Source organism: Streptomyces sp. Y309, assembly GCF_056712025.1.
Map to the genome: position 1 here is coordinate 6,580,029 of NZ_CM160048.1, position 16,797 is coordinate 6,596,825.

Sequence of the window (16,797 nt, forward strand, 5' to 3'; positions counted from 1 at the left end):
GCGGCCCCCGCGAAAGCGTACGCGGTGCCGGGGTGCCGACCCCCGAACCCCGTCCTACGCTCGGTGCATGCCCCGCCGTCAGCTCCACGTGACCGGCGCAGCCGAGGCTCCGCTGCGGGCCGCGCTGCGCGACCTGCGCACCCGGCTCGACGTGCCGGACGACGCCTTCCCGGCCCCCGTGCTCGCGGACGCCGAACGCGCCGCGGCGGCCCCGCGGCTGCCGGACGAGGACGCCACCGGCATCCCCCTCTTCACCATCGACCCGCCGTCGTCCGTCGACCTGGACCAGGCGATGCACCTGTCGCGGCGGGCGGGCGGCGGCTTCCGGGTGCGGTACGCGATCGCGGACGTGGCCGCGTACGTCACTCCGGCGGGCCCGCTCGACACCGAGGCGCACCGCCGCGTCAGCACCCTCTACTTCCCCGACGGGAAGATCCCCCTGCACCCCACCCCGCTCAGCGAGGGCGCGGCCAGTCTGCTGCCCGACCAGACCTGCCCGGCCGTGCTGTGGACGCTCGACCTGGACGCGGACGGCCGCACGCGGAGCACCGACGTGCGCCGCGCCCTGGTCCGCAGCCGCGCCAAGCTCGACTACGGCGGCGTACAGCGCGCCATCGACGCGGGCACCGCCGAAGAGCCGCTCGCCCTGCTCGCGGACATCGGGCGGGCGCGCGAGCGACTGGAGGTCGAGCGCGGCGGCATCTCGCTGAACGTGCCCGAGCAGGAGGTGACCGAGCAGGACGGGACGTACGAACTCGCCTTCCGGGCCCCGCTGCCCGCCGACGGCTGGAACGCCCAGATCTCGCTCCTCACCGGCATGGCGGCCGCCGAGCTCATGATCGCCTCCGGCACCGGGATCCTGCGGACGCTGCCGACCGCCCCCGACGGCGCGGTCGGCCGACTGCACCACACCGCGAAGGCCCTCGGCATCGACTGGCCGCACCACGTCCCGTACGCGCGGCTCGTGCGCTCCCTCGACCCGCGCGACTCGCACCACGCGGCGTTCCTCCAGGAGTGCACGACGCTGCTGCGCGGCGCCGGGTACACGGCGTTCGGCGACGGCGAGGTCCCGGAGCTGACGACGCACGCCGCCGTGGCCGCGCCGTACGCCCACTGCACGGCGCCGCTGCGCCGCCTCGTCGACCGCTACGCCTCCGAGCTGTGCCTGGCCGCGTGCGCGGGCGCGGAGCCGCCGGAGTGGGTGCTCGCCGCGCTGCCGGAGCTGCCGCGGGAGATGGCCGAGGGCACGCGGCGCGCCAACTCCGTGGAGCGCGGCTGCGTGGACATCGTCGAGGCGGCCCTCCTGAAGGACCGGGTCGGGGAGGTCTTCGACGGGGTCGTCGTGGACGTGAAGGAACAGGAACCGACCGTCGGGACCGTGCAGTTGACCGAGCCGGCGGTCGTCGGCCGCATCGAGAGCGCTCCGGGGGCTCTGGGCGTTCCGGGCACCGCACCGGGCGGGCTGCCGCTGGGGGAGCGGCTGCGGGTGCGGCTCACCCAAGCGGATCCGGGGCGGGCGACGGTGCTGTTCGCTCCGGCGTGAGCGCGTCTCGCTCCGACCTGAGCGCGTCGACGAGGGCCCGCGGGTCGTCCGCGTGCAGCCGCACCACACGCGCCCGCGCGCGCAGCCCCATGGGGCGTACGAAGGCGACCGGCCGGGCGAGTTCGACGGTGACCGTCGTCTGGCTGCCGACGGAGACGTCGAGGGTGCCGTCGTCGTGGACCTGGACGTTGCGGCCCTCCGGGTAGCGCCGGTCCACCCGCACCCGCTCGATGTCGGCGGCCGGAATCCGCAGGTCGAGGAACTGCCCGTACCGCACCCGCAACGACCCGTCCGCGCCCGCCACATGAGGCCGCGTCACGCACGCGGCGTGCAGCGCGACGATCTGCACCACCGTGTAGACGTCCACGAACAGGAACGCGGCGTGCACGGCGGGCCACGGCACGATCAGCGCGAGGACGACGGTCTCCACGACCGCCACGAACCCGAAGCCGAAGAGCAGCGCGGTCTGCGGTCCGGTGTACGCCGCCGGGCGCGCCCCCGCCCCGAGGCCGTGCCGCCGCCGGGCCACCCACAGCGCGAGACTTTGGAACCCGCGCAGCTCGTGGGCGACCAGTCGGCGCAGGACCCGTGCCGCCCGCCTCACGGCGTCCACCCCGTCCGCCCGGTGAGCAGCTTCAGCATCTGCCGCACCGCCGCCGCCTGGGCGGGCGCGAAGTCGTCGAGGAACGCCTCGCCGAAGGCGCTGCCCGTGGCGGAGCCCGGCGGCTCCTGGGCGGCGTCCTTCGGCGGGGCGCCGTCCTCGCGGTCCTCGCCCCCGTGTACGAGGACCGCGAGGAGGTCGTCCGGCACGATGGCCGCGAGATCCTCGGCGAGCGGCTCGACCCGTGGGTCGTCCGGTGCCGCGTCGGCGAGGTCGTCCATGCGGGCGTACAACGCGCCGAGGCGCGCGGAGAGTTCGGGGTTGTCCGCCAGCTCGCGCAGGGCCCGGTAGATGCGGTCGCGACGGGCCGGGTCGGCGGTGGCGTCGAACAGCGCCAGGTGCTCCAGGTCCTTGGCGGCGGTCGCCGAGTCGGCCGGGCTGAACCGCCCGAACAGCTCCGCGAGCCCCGGCGAGACCGGCCCCTCGCCCGGCAGGAGCCCCTCCCGCGACATCTGCAGCAGCTCGGCGAGCCGGTCCCGCCGTGCCCGGATGTCCGCCTCCTGCCGGGCGAGGTCGTCGTCCAGCTCGGCGAGGACCTCGGTGAGCTCGCGCCCCTCGTCGTCCGCGAGCACGTCCCGCACCTCGTCGAGCCCGAGCCCCAGCTCGGTCAGCCGCTTGACGCGCGCCAGCACGATGGCCTCGCGCAGCCCGTAGTCCCGGTACCCGTTGGGCCGCCGCGCGGGCTCCGGCAGCAGCCCGAGATGGTGATAGTGCCTGATGGCGCGCGTGGTCAGCCCGACGGCGGCCGCGATCTCTCCGATCCGCATGCCCCCAGTAGAAACGTTGACGCTACGACAAGGTCAAGCACCCGCTCCGATCCGTCTCGTACGATCGCGGCCTCGGCCACGGACCGGCCTTCGCAAGGTGAGACGGGGGACACATGGGGCACACCGAACGTGCGGGGAACCCCTCGGACAGCCCACGCGCCACCGCCGGCGAGCGCGCGACCTGGACCCGCGCACCCCTGGGCGGCGGCTCCCTCGACCTCCTGACCGCCCGCTTCGACCGCCACCGCTACGCGCCGCACTACCACGAGGAGTTCACCGTCGGCGTCTGCGTCGACGGCAGCGAGATCATCGACTACCGCGGCGGCCGCCTGGACATAGGCCCCGGCGCCGTCGTGGTCCTGGCCCCCGGCGAGACCCACACCGGCCGCCCCGGCCCCGGCGGCGGCTACGCGTACCGCGCGATGTACCCCTCGGTGGACCTGTTCGCCGACGGCGCCCGCGCCCTGCCGCACTTCCGCGAGTCGGTCGTCGACGACCCGCAGCTGGCGGCGGCGCTGCGGGCGGCGCACACGGGGCTGAGCGCGGGCGGGGGCCCGGGAGCGGAGGCCCTGAGCCCGGGCGCGGACGCCCTGACCGCCCTCGCCGCGGAGGCCCGCCTGACCGAACTGTTCACCGCCCTGGCCCGGCGCCACGCCGAAGCACACCCCCTCCGCGACCGCGACCGCACCCCGGTCCCGGGCGCGGCCGCCCTCGCCCGGGCCGTCCGGGACCGCCTGGCAGCGGAGATCCTCACGCCCCCCACCCTCACCGAACTGGCCACCGAACTGGGCCTGTCCCGCTACCAACTCCTGCGCGCCTTCCGTACGACGATGGGGATGCCGCCGTACGCGTGGCTGGCGCAGCACCGCGTCACGCGGGCCCGCGGTCTCCTGGAGAGCGGGCTGCGCCCGGCGGCGGTGGCGGGCCTGGTGGGCTTCGCCGACCAGGCGCATCTCACGCGCTGGTTCCGCCGGGTGGTGGGGGTGACCCCGGCGGCATACCGCAGCAGTGTGCGCACCGACGCGCCCCCGGCACGTGGGGACGAGACCGGCCCGGCGCCCGCAACAACGCTCAAGGCGTCCGCAACAACGTTCAAGACGTAACCACCCGCCCTGTCCGAAACTCGCCCCATGACTGCACGCGGCTGGCTTCTCTTCTCCCTCATGGGCGTCCTGTGGGGCATCCCGTACCTCATGATCAAAGTGGCGGTGGACAGCGATCTGACGCCGTCGATGGTGGTGTTCACGCGCTGCGCGCTGGGCGCCGCGCTGCTGCTCCCCTTCGCCCTGCGCCAGGGCGGCATGCCGGCCGTACTGCGCACGCACTGGCGCCCGATGCTGGCGTTCGCGTGCGTGGAGATCCTGGGTCCGTGGTGGACCCTGACGGACGCGGAACGCCACCTGTCCAGCTCTACCGCGGGCCTGCTGATCGCCGCGGTCCCGATCATCGGCGCGCTCCTGGCCCGTTTCTTCGGCGCCACCGAACGCCTCGGCCCGCGCCGCGTGACGGGACTGGCCCTGGGCTTCTCGGGCGTCGCGGTCCTCACGGTCCCGCACCTCACCGGCGGCGACGCGTGGTCGCTGACGGAGGTCATGATCACGGCGCTCGGCTACGCGATCGCCCCGCTGATCGTGGCCCGCCACCTCAAGGACGTACCCACGCTGCAACTGATAGCGCCGTGCCTGACCCTGGCGGCCGTCGTCTACGCCCCCGCGGCGGCGGCGACCTGGCCGGACACGATGCCCGACGCCCCGACGCTGGCCGCGCTCGCGGGCCTCGGCGTCATCTGCACGGCCCTCGCGTTCATCGTCTTCCTCGAACTGATCCGCGAGGCCGGGCCGACCCGCGCGGTGGTCTTCACGTACATCAACCCGGCGGTCGCGGCAGCCGCGGGCTTCACGTTCCTCTCCGAATCCCTCACCCCGTCCTTCGCGGCCGCCTTCACCCTGATCCTCGCCGGTTCGTTCCTGGCCACGGCGGCCTCGGGCCCGCGGCCCGCACCCCGGCGGGTACCATGGTCGACACGGCAGACGAGCCGGGCGGACGGCCGCGTGGAGGTCCTTGTGGACCTCCCCGAGGAACGTCCGGGCTCCACAGGGCAAGGTGGTGGCTAACGGCCACCCGGGGTGACCCGCGGGACAGTGCCACAGAAAACAGACCGCCCGGCGCTCCGGCGCCGGGTAAGGGTGAAACGGTGGTGTAAGAGACCACCAGCGCCTGAGGTGACTCAGGCGGCTAGGTAAACCCCACCTGGAGCAAGGTCAAAAGGAAACACCCCGGTGTTTCTGCGCGGACGTTCGAGGGCTGCCCGCCCGAGTCCGCGGGTAGACCGCACGAGGCCGGCAGCAATGCCGGCCCTAGATGGATGGCCGTCGCCGAGGGGCCCGCGAGGACCCTTCGGAACAGAACCCGGCGTACAGCCCGACTCGTCTGCCTTTCCGCTCCTGACCAGCACATTCGCTGCGTCCGAGCCCGCGTCCGCCCGTTCGGACATCCCTCTTCTACCTGGGAGTTCCCGGGACTTCCCGCGCAAGTGTGCACTGGATGTGCACTGGGCCCTGCGCCTGCATGCCCCACCCAGCACTGCTTGGGTGGGGCACTTTTGTGTGCCAGGCCTTGCTCTCAGCCGTGCGATGACGAAGGGAGACCGTTGATGAAGATCACCGAGCACCACCGTCGCCGTGCCGTCTACCCACTGCGGGTGGCGCCCCTGTGCGTTGGTGGTGGCGGGAGTGGCGGTGTACGCCTCGTACGTGCATCAGCGGGAGTTCGCAGTTCCTGCTCTCCAGGTACCGGGAACACATGGCGCGTTGGCGGGCACCGTTGTCGGCTGCGGCGCTGCGTAAGCGGGAGCGACGTGGCCTTCCGCCGATCCCGTCGGAGTACGACGACCTGGTCACCCTGACCCGCTACTGGCCCCCGGTTCAGGGGGCCGCGCTGTCCCGAGCCTTCAAGGGGTGCCTTCGTCCGATATCCCGGCGGGCCCCGATGTCCCCCTCGCGCGAGGAGAGATTCATGGTCAACAAAGCGTGCGTACATGTGACCGTGCTTCACCATCATCGAGCAACTGTGCATCCGATGTGCACTGCAGAATTGCACAACTCTCCGCGTGACGAAGCTCGTTGGGACAGGCGACGCGATGACCTTGTCCCGGCATGACTTACTGGTCAAGGGACCTGGGCGGGGACGCCGGGGTCTCCAAGTCCGAGGGAGCTCGGTGTCACCCCGGGCCGCGGCATCGTGCAGTGATCTCATCTCCCTCAGCCTGTTTCAGCCCAGCGCCGACATCAACGCGACCAGCCCTGCTCCTGCCAACCAGTCGCAGCACCGCAGCAGTTCGAGGACCGGAGCCTCTTCGATTCTCGACGCGGTACGTGGGCGTGGGCTGCCCAGCCCGTGTGGGCAGCCCGTAGCCTTGCCGGCGGTATGGGACTGATCAGCAGTTCCTCCTCTTCGCCTGACGGCGCAGCACGTAGATGGCGCCGACGCCGGCCGCGAGCACCCCGAGCCCGAGGAGTCCTGAGGTGGTGCCGTCCTGAGCCGAGCCACCGACTCCGGTGCTCACGGGTCCGGCGGGAGGTTTGTGGTGTGCCGTGACTTTGACGGCCCGCTGGGGAGGCGTGTTGTGGCGTTCCGTCACTTTGATGGCCTGTCGGGGAGGTGTGTGGCCCGGTCGGGAAGGTGCGCCCTTCAGCACGGTGAAGTCGACGGTGAAGTCGGCGCCCGTGTCGCACATGATCGTGACGGTGTTGGTCCCCAGCGGGGCGTTCCCTGCGACCGTGAAGCGCCCGGTGGGATGAGCGTCACCGGGCCCCTTGGTCAAGGTGAATGTGCCGCGAGCGGCTGTGGTGGAACCGGTGGCGCGGATGGCGTGGTTGCCGCAGGCGTGAGCGCTGACCTTTGTCTGGGCGTACTGCTGAACCCTAGGAGGGTCGACGGCGACCTCGTTGGGGAGAGCGAGGGCAGAGGCTGGGAGCGATAGCGCTGCCGTTGCCGTGATGAGCGCCACGGCATGGAGGAAGCGTGATTCGCGCACGTTGATTCTCCGTTCATTTCTTTCGGGTAGCTGGCCCTCGGCGCGGCGCACGGGTCGATGAATCGTGCGGTCGAGCAAAGGGATGGCGTCGGTAACCTCCCACTTAGGTGACTTGTCGACTTACGTGTCCGAGTTGATTCATTCGCATGCCTCGCCGCTGGGCCGGTTGCCGCTCAAAATTCCCTGGTCAGACGGAGTGTTAATTCTTCTGAAGTTGGATGTTGAGCCGAACGAACTACCGTCTGATGGCGGTGCATAGAAAACAATTTCGCCCCGATGACACGCTGCCCGATATGCGGCGGACGGATTGGCGGATGTTATCCTCGGCCGCGTTTCGTAGACCCCTTATCAGGTGATCACGAGGCCCTATGCGCCACCCGCGAAATGCACACCCCGGGCGTCCGCCCGCGCAGTCTCGAGTCAACCGTCTGCCTGCTGCCCGGTCTCAGCGCTCGAGGGGGGTCCGGCCGGCCCGACTCACCCTGCGCGGCCGTCGCGTACTTGCCTGCTGTGCGGCCGTACTCATCGTCGTGGGACTCGTCCTGACCACACGCGGCCTGTTCGGGGAGGCAGGCCCTCCGCAGCCGCCGCGGTCTCAGGCACCAGGCCGGGACGGTAAGGAGGCCGGCGACCCGCCTGCCGCCGCTCCTCTCCTTCCCTCGAAGCCCGTAGGGCTCCGGATCCCTTCAATCCGTGTTTCCGCCCCTGTTGTGGACGTTGGACTGCGGGGCGACGGCCAGATCCAGGAACCACCGCCCGAAAACCGCAACTTGACGGCCTGGTACCGGGCTTCGGCGTCCCCCGGCTCTGCCGGCACTGCCGTCATTGTCGGTCACGTCGATTACAGCAGCGGACCAGCGGTCTTTTACGGCGTCGGGGCGCTCCGCGCAGGGCACTCCATCGAGGTCCGGCGGCGTGACGGCAAAACAGCCGTGTTCCGCGTCTATGGAGTGAAAGCGCACTCCAAGCGGGCCTTCCCCGTGCGTGAGGTCTACGGTGACAGGGGTCGCCCGGAATTGCGCCTCATTACCTGCGGCGGAACCTATTCAAAGACGTCCGGGTACTCCGGAAACGTTGTGGCATATGCCTATCTGGTAGGAACTCGCTGACACGCCGCCCCCGCTATCGCCGTTCCGGGGCTCGCCCTGCAGCGTGAGACGGGCTTCCGCTCGCGTCCGAGGCCGACCTGCAGATTCTGGCGGTCCCGCCGCGGGTGGGGCTGGAGGCGTACGACCGGCCGGGCTTCGCCGACCGGTTGCAGGCCGCGGGGCGGGGCGCGGAGGGCGACCGAGCACCTGATCGCGGCCACAGTCCCCGGCGTACAGCCCGACTCGTCTGCCTTTCCGCCTCTGACCAGCACATTCGCTGCGCCGAGCGCGCGCCCTCCCTCGGGTATCCCTCTTCCACCTCGGAGTTGCGTGTCGAACTGCAACCGATAGGTTGCAGCCGCGGCCCCGATGTGCAATCGTTGAGTTGCAGATTGATGGCAGGGAAACACCCAAGGGAGGAAGCCATGAACAACACCACCTACACCGACGCCGAACTCGCCGAGCTCGACCGGATCGCCCGGCAGATCGACATCGACGCCCCGGCCGAGCGGGTCTGGGAGTTGGTCGTGCGCCCCGGCTGGTACATCAACGACGGCGTGGTCGAGGCCGACCCGGATCTGCGCTACGAGGGCGACATGGCCGTCGTGCGCCATCCCACGCTGGGCGAGTTCCGGTTCCGGACGGTGGAGCTGGACAAGCCGCGCTACGCGGCGTTCCGCTGGATCGGCACCCCGTCCCGGGACGAGTCGACGCCCTCGACCCTCGTCGAGTTCTGGATCAACGAGCGGGACGGCGGCGGGGTGACGCTGCGCGTCGTCGAGAGCGGGTTCTCCAGCCTCGCCGACGACCCGGCCGTGTGGCTCAAGGAGCGCGAGGGCAATGACAAGGGGTGGCTCGCCGAACTGGAGGCCGCGAAGGTGTTCGTCGAGAAGTCCGCGCCGGCCCCGACGACATGACCGCGACCGCCACCCTCCCCGTCGTGTGTGCCGCGCTCGGCGACCCGACGCGCTGGGAGATCCTCAGCCGGCTCGGCGAGGGCCCCATGTCGGCGTCCGCGCTGGCCAGGGTGTTGCCAGTGAGTCGGCAGGCGATCGGCAAGCACCTGGAGGTGCTGCGTGAGGTCGGGTTGGTCGAGTCCGAGCAGCGTGGACGCGAGGTCGTCCACCTCGCCGTGGGCGCCCGGCTCGGCGCGCTGGCCCGGGAGCTGGACCGGATCGGCCGCTCCTGGGAGACCCGCCTGCTGCGGATCAAGGAACTGGCGGAGCGTCCCGGCGCGGACGTCTCCGAAGCCCCGGAAGCCTCCGACTGACGGAAGACGGCCGATGAGTGCTGGTGAGCGCTGATGCGTACTGATGTTTAAGGAGCGCCTGTCGCGCTCCCGCGCCGGGGCGGCCGTAGCGTTGCCGCCATGTGCTGGAGCGCGCCGGCCGACCTCGTGGCGGGGACGGGGATCGCGGCTGTGGGGGTGGCCTCGGTGGCCCTCGCGGTCCGACGCCGCCGTGACCTGCCGCTGGCCGCGCTGCCGCTGCTCCTGGGGGTCCACCAGATCATCGAGGCCGCGGTCTGGCACAACGACGGCGGCACCGGGCCCGCCACCGTCGCCTGGGCTGTCATCGCGCTCCCGCTGCTCGCGCTGTGGGTGCCGGCGGCCGTGCTGCTCGCCGCGCCACCGAATGCCCGCCGCCGTCTGCTCCTCCCCCTCGCGGCGGGCGTCGCGACGGCGGCGGCGCTCGCGTACGCGCTGGCCACCCGCACCGTGACGGCCGAGATCCGCGGGCACACCGTCGGGTACTCCCTGGGACTGCCGCAGGCGGAGCTGGTCGTCGTCGGCTACCTCCTCGCCACCATCGGCTCCCTGCTCCTGTCCGGCGACCGGGGCCTCGTCCTGTTCGGTGTCCTGGTCGCCGTCGGGGCCGCGGTGTGCGTCGTGCTGTGGCGGCAGGAGTACATCTCGACGTGGTGCGCGTTCGCCGCGGTGTGTTCGGTCGTCCTGGCGCTCTGGGCCGGGCGTTCTAGAAGGCGACGGGGTGGTCCGACCGCGCCTCCCCCTGCACGGCGGACGTGAGCTCGGCCCTCGGGGTGTCGGGGGCGGACGCGGGCACGGTCACGGCGGGTGCGGCGGCCACGGCTTCCTGTGCGGGCACGGCGACGGGGGCCGCGATTGCGGCGGCGATGGCAAGGACGGCGACGGCGCGCAGGGTCCACTTCAGCACGGTGAGGCTCCGATCTCGGCGAGTCATGAGATGTGATGCGCGTGATGGCATGCGCCTTGATCGTCGCCATCCATGCGGTGCCCGGGCATCGTCCGAAGGTCGCGGCCGTATCCGCCGCATGGGGGAGGCGGCCGCCACGAAGTGCCGCCCGTCCGTTCTCGGTTCGCTTCGCACGGAACCGGACTTCGGCTCCACTGTCGGCGACCGTGGAGCCGCCATAGACTCGAAAGGACCGGACCGGGGACCGGGGAACGGCCACCTCAGGAGGTCAGGAGGACGCGATGGTGCGGCACACCAGACTGCCCGGCGAATCGGCGGACTACCTCGATGCCCGCGAAGAGCTGCGCCTGGCCGAGATCGAGCTCATGCGCCGGCGCGAGCAGGTCGCGGCCCGGCGACGGGCGCTCCCGCAGGGGCCACCCGTCGACGACTACGTCTTCATCGAGGGCCCCGCCGACCTCGACGCCGGCGACACACCGGTCCGCGAGGTCGCTCTGAGCGAGCTGTTCACCGCCGCGGACCGCCCGCTGATCGTCTACCACTTCATGTACGGCAAGCTGCAGACCGACCCGTGCCCGATGTGCACCCTCTGGATCGACGGCTTCAACGGCATCGCCCACCACATCGCACGCAACGCCGACTTCGTCATCGCCGCGGCCGCCGACGTGCCCACCCTGCGGCAGCACGCCCGCAACCGCGGCTGGCACCGGCTACGGCTCCTGAGCTGCGGCGACAGCACGTTCAAGTACGACCTGGGCAGCGAGGACAAGGTCGGCGAACAGGACTCCACCGTCTCCGTCTTCACCCGCGACGGCGACGGCACGGTCCGCCACTTCTACTCCACCCACCCACGCATGGCCGACGACATCGACGAGCGCGGCATCGACCTCCTGGCCCCCCTCTGGCACCTCCTCGACCTGACCCCGCAGGGCCGCGGCGACTGGTACCCGAGCCTCGACTACTGACCCCCGACGGCCGGCGGTGTGCCGGTTCCCCTACCGCGGACCCGGCGGCCCCCCGCCCGCCAACCCCCGCAACCCCGCCCGCATGGCCGCCGCATGGTTGAGGTGGAAGAAGGGGCGCGCCAGCGGCATGCAGCGGCGCAGGGCGGGCTTGTGGACGGTGACTCGTTCGGTGAAGAGGGCCACGCTGGAGCGGAGTGCGCCGCCGTCTTGGTGGGGGCCGCTTTCGTGGAGCTCGCCGGGGCGCACTCTCCAGCGGACGGCGCCCGCGATGTCGCCGGTGAGCGCCGCCTCCAGGATGCCCGCGGCCGGGTCCTCCACGACCGGGGTCAGACGGAGCGTCAGCTCGTACGGCAGGAGGGATCTGATGACCACCTCGCACTCCCGCTCCGCGGTCTGCCGCACGGAGCGGAAGGCCGGCCACCAGGTGGGGTAGGACCCGATGTCGGCGAGCTTCGCGTAGAGGGTCTCGGGCGGGAGCGGTGCCCTCCAGCGGCCCGTGAAGTGGAGGTCGTGGCGGGTCATGTGGTGCCTTCTCCTGCAGGACGACGAGTACGAGGCGCACGAGCCGTACGGGGTGTAGGGGGCGTACGAGGTGTACGGGGCCGACGCGCCGCCCGCCGCGCCCGTGCCCCGAGGTGATCCCGCGTGCGTACGAAGAACGCCGCCGTCCCGAGGACCCACGCGGCCACGAACCAGGCGGGCCCCAGCAGCAGATGACCGTACGACGTGTCCGCGGACGTGAAGCCGGCGGTCACGGAGACCTGGGTGGGGCCGTAGCCGGGGAGGAGTTGGAGGCCGTCCTTGTCCGCCTCGGTGTTGCTCATGGGGTTCTGCAGCATCGTGTCCAGCAGGCTGGCCATGATGATGACGAAGAGCCCGGCCAGGTCGCTGCGCAGGAACGCGCCGAGCAGGATGCCGATGCCGCCGTAGCTCACGGCGGCAGTGAACAGGCCGAGGGCGAGGAGCCCCGGCCGGACCGGGTCCCAGTACCAGCACACCACGGCCGTCGCGTACGCCGCGATCAGCGCCGACGCGACCGTCATGGCCACGACCTTGCTCACCAGCAGACAGGTCCGGGGGTACCCGGCGAGCGCGAGCCTGCGGTCGAAGGCGAGGGCCTTGAACGTCGTCATGAACATCATGAACCCGACGATGAGCGTCACGGTGTTGATGGCTCCGGACACCATGGTGAGGTGATTGCCGTCGACGGTCACGGTGCGGCCGGTCGCGCGCAGCAGGAACCGCGCGGGCTCGGGCGAGACGAACCAGTGCTCCAGCGTCAGCCAGAGCGGGATGTAGCCGACGACCAGGACGAGGGCCAGGCGGTTGCGGGCGTGTTCCAGGAGCGCGAAGCCGGCGCCCGTGCGGAACACCTCCCAGGCCCGGGTCATCGCAGTGCCCCTTGGGCGGCGGCGGCCGGGTGCTCGTCCGCGTTCCAGGGCGTGGCCACGCCGTCCCGCAAGTGGTGGACGACATCAAGACGCCCGGCGTCCCAGGCCAGATGCGACACGACGAGCACGCAGCGGCCCCGGTCCCGCAGCCGCGCGGCGACGTCCCAGAACTGCAGGTACGTCTCCCAGTCGAAGCCCTGGTACGGCTCGTCGAGCAGCAGCACATCCGGGTCGTGCATGAGCGCCAGAGTCAGGTTCAGCTTCTGCCGGGTGCCTCCGCTGAGCACCTCCACCCGGGTGTGCCGGTACTCGGCGAAGTGCAGCTCGTCGAGCAGCTCGTCGGCGCGGTCGGTGCCGTCCAGGCGGTAGGCCGTACGGAACCAGCGCAGGTGCTGATCGACGGTCAGCGCGTCATTGAGCACCGTCGCCTGCGGGCAGTGCCCGAGCGTGCCGCGCAGCTCCACCTCGCCCGCGTCGGCGGCGAGCTGCCCGCCGAGGACGCGCAGCAGCGTGCTCTTGCCCGAGCCGTTCTCGCCCACGATGCCCACCAGCGCGCCCGGCTCGACGGTGAACGAGACGCCTCTCAGCACCTTGTGCGACCTGTAGGCCTTGTGTACGTCGAGCACACGCAGGGCGTACGGTCCGGGCGTCACTGCCTCTCTCCTTCTGGTGTGGGGCCTTCTGGTGTGGGGGACGCGCATGGCGGCCTCAACCTCTGCGCTGCGACAGGCAGTTGATGAGCACCTGCCACTGCCGCCGTACGTCCCCGGGGAGTCCCGCCGCGTCCAGAGCGGTCACGGCCGACGTCACATGGCGGGCCGCCACCGCCTCGGCGCGTTCCCGGCTGTGCGTGGTCTCCAGCAGGCCCATGACCTCGGGGACGCGGTCCTGCGGCAGCGGGGCGGGGCCGAGCAGGGCCGCGAGCCGCCGGCCGTCGGCCGTGCCCGAACCCGCGGCCAGCAGCAGCGGGAGGGTCTTCTTGCCGCGCACCAGATCCGCGCCGACCGGCTTCCCGGTGAGGGCTGCGTCGCCCCACAGGCCGAGCACGTCGTCGAGGATCTGGAACGCGACCCCGAGATCGCTGCCGGCGCCCCGCAGGGCCCGTACGACGGGCGGCGGTGCCTGCGCGAGCACGGCCCCGAGCGCCGCCGCGCAGCCGAACAGCGCCCCGGTCTTGCCGCGCGCCATGTGCACGTACCTGCGCACGGACACCTCGCGGGCGGACCGGTGTTCCAGGGCGAGGTCCTCCGCCTGCCCCGCCACCATCTGCTCCACGGCGTCGATGAGTTCCTCCGTGGCGGCACGGGCGCCGGGAGCCCGCGCGTGGAAGATCGTGGCGACGGCCTGGACGACGAGGGCGTCCCCGGCGAGTACGGCGGGTCCGGTGCCGAAGCGGGCCCAGGCGGCGGGCCTGCCGCGGCGCTCGGTGTCGCCGTCCATGATGTCGTCGTGGAGCAGGGACAGTTGGTGAACGAGTTCGACCGAGGCACCGGCGACGGCGGCGAACTCCTCCGGCGCACCGGCCGAGCGCGCCGAAAGGAACGCCAGCGCCGCCCGGACCCGTTTGCCCGCCCGTGCCACCGACGACCCGTCGCCGGTGTCGCCGTCGCCGTCCCATCCCAGGTGGTAGCGGCACACCGTGGCCACGGACGCGTGCAGCCGGTCCACGGCCTCGCGCAGGACGGGTTCGACCAGCGCCGTCCCCGACCGCAGAAGGCCGAGGAACTCCTCGTGGTCCGGCCCGAGTTCAAGAGTCCCGCCGTCCTCGCCCCCGAGACTGGGTGTGGGTGCCCCGGCATCCGACGCGGGCCCGCGAGCGCCCGGGAGGCCGATGCCGTGCGGCAGCGTTTCTGTCATCGATTCCCCGGCCCGCCCTGTCGTCGTCCTCGGTGGTCGCCTCAGCCCTCTCCGCCCGCATAACGACGCCGACGATCACGGGTTGTGCCCGTTCACGAGGGCGGGCTACGGCCTACGACACGGCGGGCGGGCTCGTGCTGGCCCGCGGGGCGACGGTGCTCGACGAGCGAAGTCCCCACCAGGATCGGTCACTTGTTCCCGTTTCCCGTGTCCCATCCACCCCGGTCGCCCGCCGCGCCCACAATGGCACTCGCCGGAGTCGGCTCACCCCCGAGGAGCGTCGTGCGCGAGCTTGTGTATCTGTCCGATCGGAAGCTGCGGCAGTTCATGCCCGAGCGGCGTCGGCGGCTGGTCCGGGGCGGCTGGCAGGTCACCACTCCGGTGGGCGGCGTGGGGCTCGAGCAGGAGGCGCCGGACGCCGAGCGGGAGCGGGGCGAGCGGCTGCGGCGGATCGTGCGGCACGTGTCCGGTACGGCGGGGTGGTTCGCGGAGCCGGGGCTGCGGGCGGGCAGCTGGGTGCAGTTCGAGGCACCCCTCAACTTCCGTGTGCTGCGCGATGTCGCGCCGGGGATGGTGCTGTTCGTCGATCCGCCCGGCGCCGTGGACGGGTACGGGAGCGGGGGAGCCGTGCGGTTACTGCTGCACGGTTCCGTGGGGCACTTGACGGGCGACCGGGAGCCGGTCGAGGTCGAGCCGCCCGCCCTTGCGGAGGAGGTGCCGCGCGGGGGCGCCGACTTCAACAGCGCCGGCGGCACCTGGGTCGAACTCGTCACCACGCACGCGTCCACCCTGCTCAGCTCCCTCACCGCCGAGCCCGGCGCCACGAGCGAGCGGGCCCGCGAGCCCGTCGGCCGGATGACCCTCGTCGAAGGCACCCGCCAGGTCCTCGCCGCCCTCGACCGGCAGTCGCCCGTCGAGACGGCCGCCTGGATGCAGGGTTACGCCCGCGTCACCGCCGCCCTGGAGGACGGCGACCCCGGCGGCGCGCGGTACGTCGTCGCCACTCCCTTGTACGTGGAGTACGCGGAGTACGCGGCCGAGTAGGGGAGTGCGCGGTCGAGCAGGCGTACGCGGCCGAGCGGCGCCGAGCCCCGCGCCCCTCAGATCAGCGGCGGCCGCCCCAGCCGCGTCATCCGCCACACCGTCGCCCACCGCATCGGCCTGCGTTCGCCCCCCGACGTACGGAAGCCCTCGACGAAGCCGCCCGCCCAGGCGCGCAGGCCGCCGAGCGACCGGGTGCGGGCCAGGGTGAGGAGGGTCCAGACGGTGAGGTAGAGGGGGATCAGGGGGAGCGGGAGGCGGCGGCGGGCCAGCCAGACGCGGTTGCGGGCCGTCATGCGGTGGTAGACGGCGTGCCGGGCGGGGGACGTCTTCGGGTGCTGGAGCAGCAGCGAGGGCTCGTACAGCACCTTCCAGCCCGCGTCGAGCGCGCGCCACGCGAGGTCCGTCTCCTCGTGCGTGAAGAAGAAGTCCGCGGGCCAGTCGCCGGTCTCCGCCAGCATCTCCATCGAGAAGGCGTGCGCGCCGCCGAGGAAGGACGTGACCAGGCCGCGGCGCATCGGGTCCTTGGCGCGCAGGCGCGGCACATGGCGGCGCTGCGTCTCGCCGTGCTCGTCCGCGATGCGGAAGCCGACGATGCCGAGCCGCGAGTCCTCCGTGAAGAGGCGCTGGACGGTGCGGAACACGTCGGCGTCGACCAGCAGGCCGTCGTCGTCCAGCTCGATGGCCACGTCCACGTCGCCGAACTCGCGCAGGCGGCGCAGGGCGACGTTGCGACCGCCGGGGCAGCCCAGGTTCTCGTCGAGCTCGATCGCCGTGACCTCGCCGGGATACGTGCGGAACTCCGGCAGCGGCGTGCCGTTGCCGACGACGACCAGGCGCGTCGGCGCGACGTCCTGCTTGGCCACGGCCGCCAGCAGGGCGTCGACGTCCTTCGGCCGGTTGCCCATGGTCACGATGGCCACACCCAGGCGCGGTTCGGACAAGGTGAGCCTCCAGGTCGGTCTCGGTCTCGGTCGGTCCCGCTCAGCCCCGCTCAGTCCCGCCCAGTTCCGCTCGGTCGCGGTCGGGATCGGTCGCCATGCGGCTTGCGGTCATATCTTCCGACCTTCGTGATGGTAGCCGTTCACTGCCGCGTTTCATTCGCGCCGCGGGTCGTTCATGCGCCGGGGAAGGGCGGGGTTCACCCGTTGCCCCCGCCCGTGGGGCATCCGCACCATGGCCGAATTTGGCTGTGACATGTCAAAAATCATGAGGATGTGTCTTGTTCTCCCAAGGGGCCTGTGCCTCAATGACCCCAACCCAAATCGCTGACT

The 16,797-nt window shown here is 71.9% G+C and carries 17 protein-coding genes, 1 other RNA gene and 1 pseudogene; 10 read left to right on the forward strand and 9 right to left on the reverse strand.

The window, feature by feature from the left end:
• The first annotated feature begins 67 nt into the window (after positions 1-67).
• Complete coding sequence (locus tag AC0KTA_RS27145) at positions 68-1,543, forward strand: RNB domain-containing ribonuclease (RefSeq protein ID WP_481050832.1); 1,476 nt, start codon at positions 68-70, stop codon at positions 1,541-1,543.
• Here the strand turns inward: AC0KTA_RS27145 and AC0KTA_RS27150 are convergent.
• Both AC0KTA_RS27150 and AC0KTA_RS27155 read right to left on the reverse strand, forming a co-directional pair.
• On the reverse strand, positions 1,494-2,147 hold the full coding sequence (locus AC0KTA_RS27150; protein WP_481050833.1) for a hypothetical protein: 654 nt from the start codon (positions 2,145-2,147) through the stop codon (positions 1,494-1,496). The two genes, AC0KTA_RS27145 and AC0KTA_RS27150, sit on opposite strands and share 50 nt — an antisense overlap.
• Positions 2,144-2,971, reverse strand: coding sequence for a MerR family transcriptional regulator (locus tag AC0KTA_RS27155; protein ID WP_481050834.1), 828 nt, complete (start codon positions 2,969-2,971; stop codon positions 2,144-2,146). Before AC0KTA_RS27155 ends, AC0KTA_RS27150 begins: the two co-directional genes overlap by 4 nt.
• Before the next feature lie 113 nt (positions 2,972-3,084).
• Here AC0KTA_RS27155 and AC0KTA_RS27160 point away from each other — a divergent pair, with 113 nt between their 5' ends.
• The 3 genes and pseudogenes from AC0KTA_RS27160 (at position 3,085) to rnpB (ending at position 5,404) form a co-directional block, all read left to right on the forward strand.
• Positions 3,085-4,074, forward strand: coding sequence for an AraC family transcriptional regulator (locus AC0KTA_RS27160; RefSeq protein ID WP_481050835.1), 990 nt, complete (start codon positions 3,085-3,087; stop codon positions 4,072-4,074).
• A 27-nt stretch (positions 4,075-4,101) separates the two neighbouring features.
• Positions 4,102-4,884 (forward strand): annotated as a pseudogene (locus AC0KTA_RS27165) (DMT family transporter); the annotation flags it as partial.
• Between the two features lie 118 nt (positions 4,885-5,002).
• An RNA gene (gene rnpB, locus AC0KTA_RS27170) (RNase P RNA component class A) lies at positions 5,003-5,404 on the forward strand.
• Positions 5,405-6,407: 1,003 nt separating this feature from the next.
• Here the strand turns inward: rnpB and AC0KTA_RS27175 are convergent.
• Positions 6,408-7,007, reverse strand: a complete 600-nt coding sequence (locus tag AC0KTA_RS27175) for a hypothetical protein (RefSeq protein ID WP_481050836.1) — start codon at positions 7,005-7,007, stop codon at positions 6,408-6,410.
• Positions 7,008-7,375: 368 nt separating this feature from the next.
• Between AC0KTA_RS27175 and AC0KTA_RS27180 the strand changes: the two genes are divergently transcribed.
• The 4 genes from AC0KTA_RS27180 (at position 7,376) to AC0KTA_RS27195 (ending at position 10,121) form a co-directional block, all read left to right on the forward strand.
• Entirely contained in the window at positions 7,376-8,116 is a 741-nt protein-coding gene (locus tag AC0KTA_RS27180; RefSeq protein WP_481050837.1) for a class F sortase, read from the forward strand.
• A gap of 404 nt (positions 8,117-8,520) precedes the next feature.
• On the forward strand, positions 8,521-9,012 hold the full coding sequence (locus tag AC0KTA_RS27185; protein WP_481050838.1) for an SRPBCC domain-containing protein: 492 nt from the start codon (positions 8,521-8,523) through the stop codon (positions 9,010-9,012).
• Complete coding sequence (locus AC0KTA_RS27190) at positions 9,009-9,365, forward strand: ArsR/SmtB family transcription factor (RefSeq protein ID WP_481050839.1); 357 nt, start codon at positions 9,009-9,011, stop codon at positions 9,363-9,365. Before AC0KTA_RS27185 ends, AC0KTA_RS27190 begins: the two co-directional genes overlap by 4 nt.
• A 99-nt stretch (positions 9,366-9,464) precedes the next feature.
• On the forward strand, positions 9,465-10,121 hold the full coding sequence (locus AC0KTA_RS27195) for a DUF6629 family protein (RefSeq protein WP_481050840.1): 657 nt from the start codon (positions 9,465-9,467) through the stop codon (positions 10,119-10,121).
• On the opposite strand, the gene AC0KTA_RS27200 is transcribed toward AC0KTA_RS27195, so the two are convergent.
• On the reverse strand, positions 10,069-10,269 hold the full coding sequence (locus AC0KTA_RS27200) for a hypothetical protein (protein WP_481050841.1): 201 nt from the start codon (positions 10,267-10,269) through the stop codon (positions 10,069-10,071). The genes AC0KTA_RS27195 and AC0KTA_RS27200 overlap by 53 nt on opposite strands.
• 281 nt (positions 10,270-10,550) lie before the next feature.
• On the opposite strand from AC0KTA_RS27200, the gene AC0KTA_RS27205 reads away from it, so the two are divergent.
• Entirely contained in the window at positions 10,551-11,234 is a 684-nt protein-coding gene (locus tag AC0KTA_RS27205; RefSeq protein WP_481050842.1) for a DUF899 family protein, read from the forward strand.
• A gap of 30 nt (positions 11,235-11,264) precedes the next feature.
• On the opposite strand, the gene AC0KTA_RS27210 is transcribed toward AC0KTA_RS27205, so the two are convergent.
• The 4 genes from AC0KTA_RS27210 to AC0KTA_RS27225 are packed head-to-tail and all read right to left on the reverse strand — an operon-like array spanning position 11,265 to position 14,482.
• Entirely contained in the window at positions 11,265-11,756 is a 492-nt protein-coding gene (locus AC0KTA_RS27210) for an SRPBCC family protein (RefSeq protein WP_481050843.1), read from the reverse strand.
• A complete protein-coding gene (locus tag AC0KTA_RS27215; protein ID WP_481050844.1) occupies positions 11,753-12,625 on the reverse strand; it encodes an ABC transporter permease in 873 nt (290 codons plus the stop codon). Before AC0KTA_RS27215 ends, AC0KTA_RS27210 begins: the two co-directional genes overlap by 4 nt.
• Positions 12,622-13,278, reverse strand: a complete 657-nt coding sequence (locus AC0KTA_RS27220) for an ABC transporter ATP-binding protein (protein ID WP_481050845.1) — start codon at positions 13,276-13,278, stop codon at positions 12,622-12,624. The genes AC0KTA_RS27215 and AC0KTA_RS27220 overlap by 4 nt, the downstream gene beginning before the upstream one ends.
• Positions 13,279-13,333: 55 nt before the next feature.
• Positions 13,334-14,482, reverse strand: a complete 1,149-nt coding sequence (locus tag AC0KTA_RS27225) for a polyprenyl synthetase family protein (protein ID WP_481050846.1) — start codon at positions 14,480-14,482, stop codon at positions 13,334-13,336.
• Positions 14,483-14,764: 282 nt separating this feature from the next.
• Between AC0KTA_RS27225 and AC0KTA_RS27230 the strand changes: the two genes are divergently transcribed.
• Positions 14,765-15,526, forward strand: coding sequence for an SAVMC3_10250 family protein (locus AC0KTA_RS27230; RefSeq protein WP_481050847.1), 762 nt, complete (start codon positions 14,765-14,767; stop codon positions 15,524-15,526).
• Between the two features lie 56 nt (positions 15,527-15,582).
• Here AC0KTA_RS27230 and AC0KTA_RS27235 read toward each other — a convergent pair whose 3' ends face one another.
• Positions 15,583-16,467 carry a glycosyltransferase family 2 protein gene (locus AC0KTA_RS27235; RefSeq protein WP_481050848.1) on the reverse strand — a complete coding sequence of 295 codons (885 nt, stop codon included), beginning with the start codon at positions 16,465-16,467 and terminating at the stop codon, positions 15,583-15,585.
• Positions 16,468-16,797 lie beyond the last annotated feature (330 nt).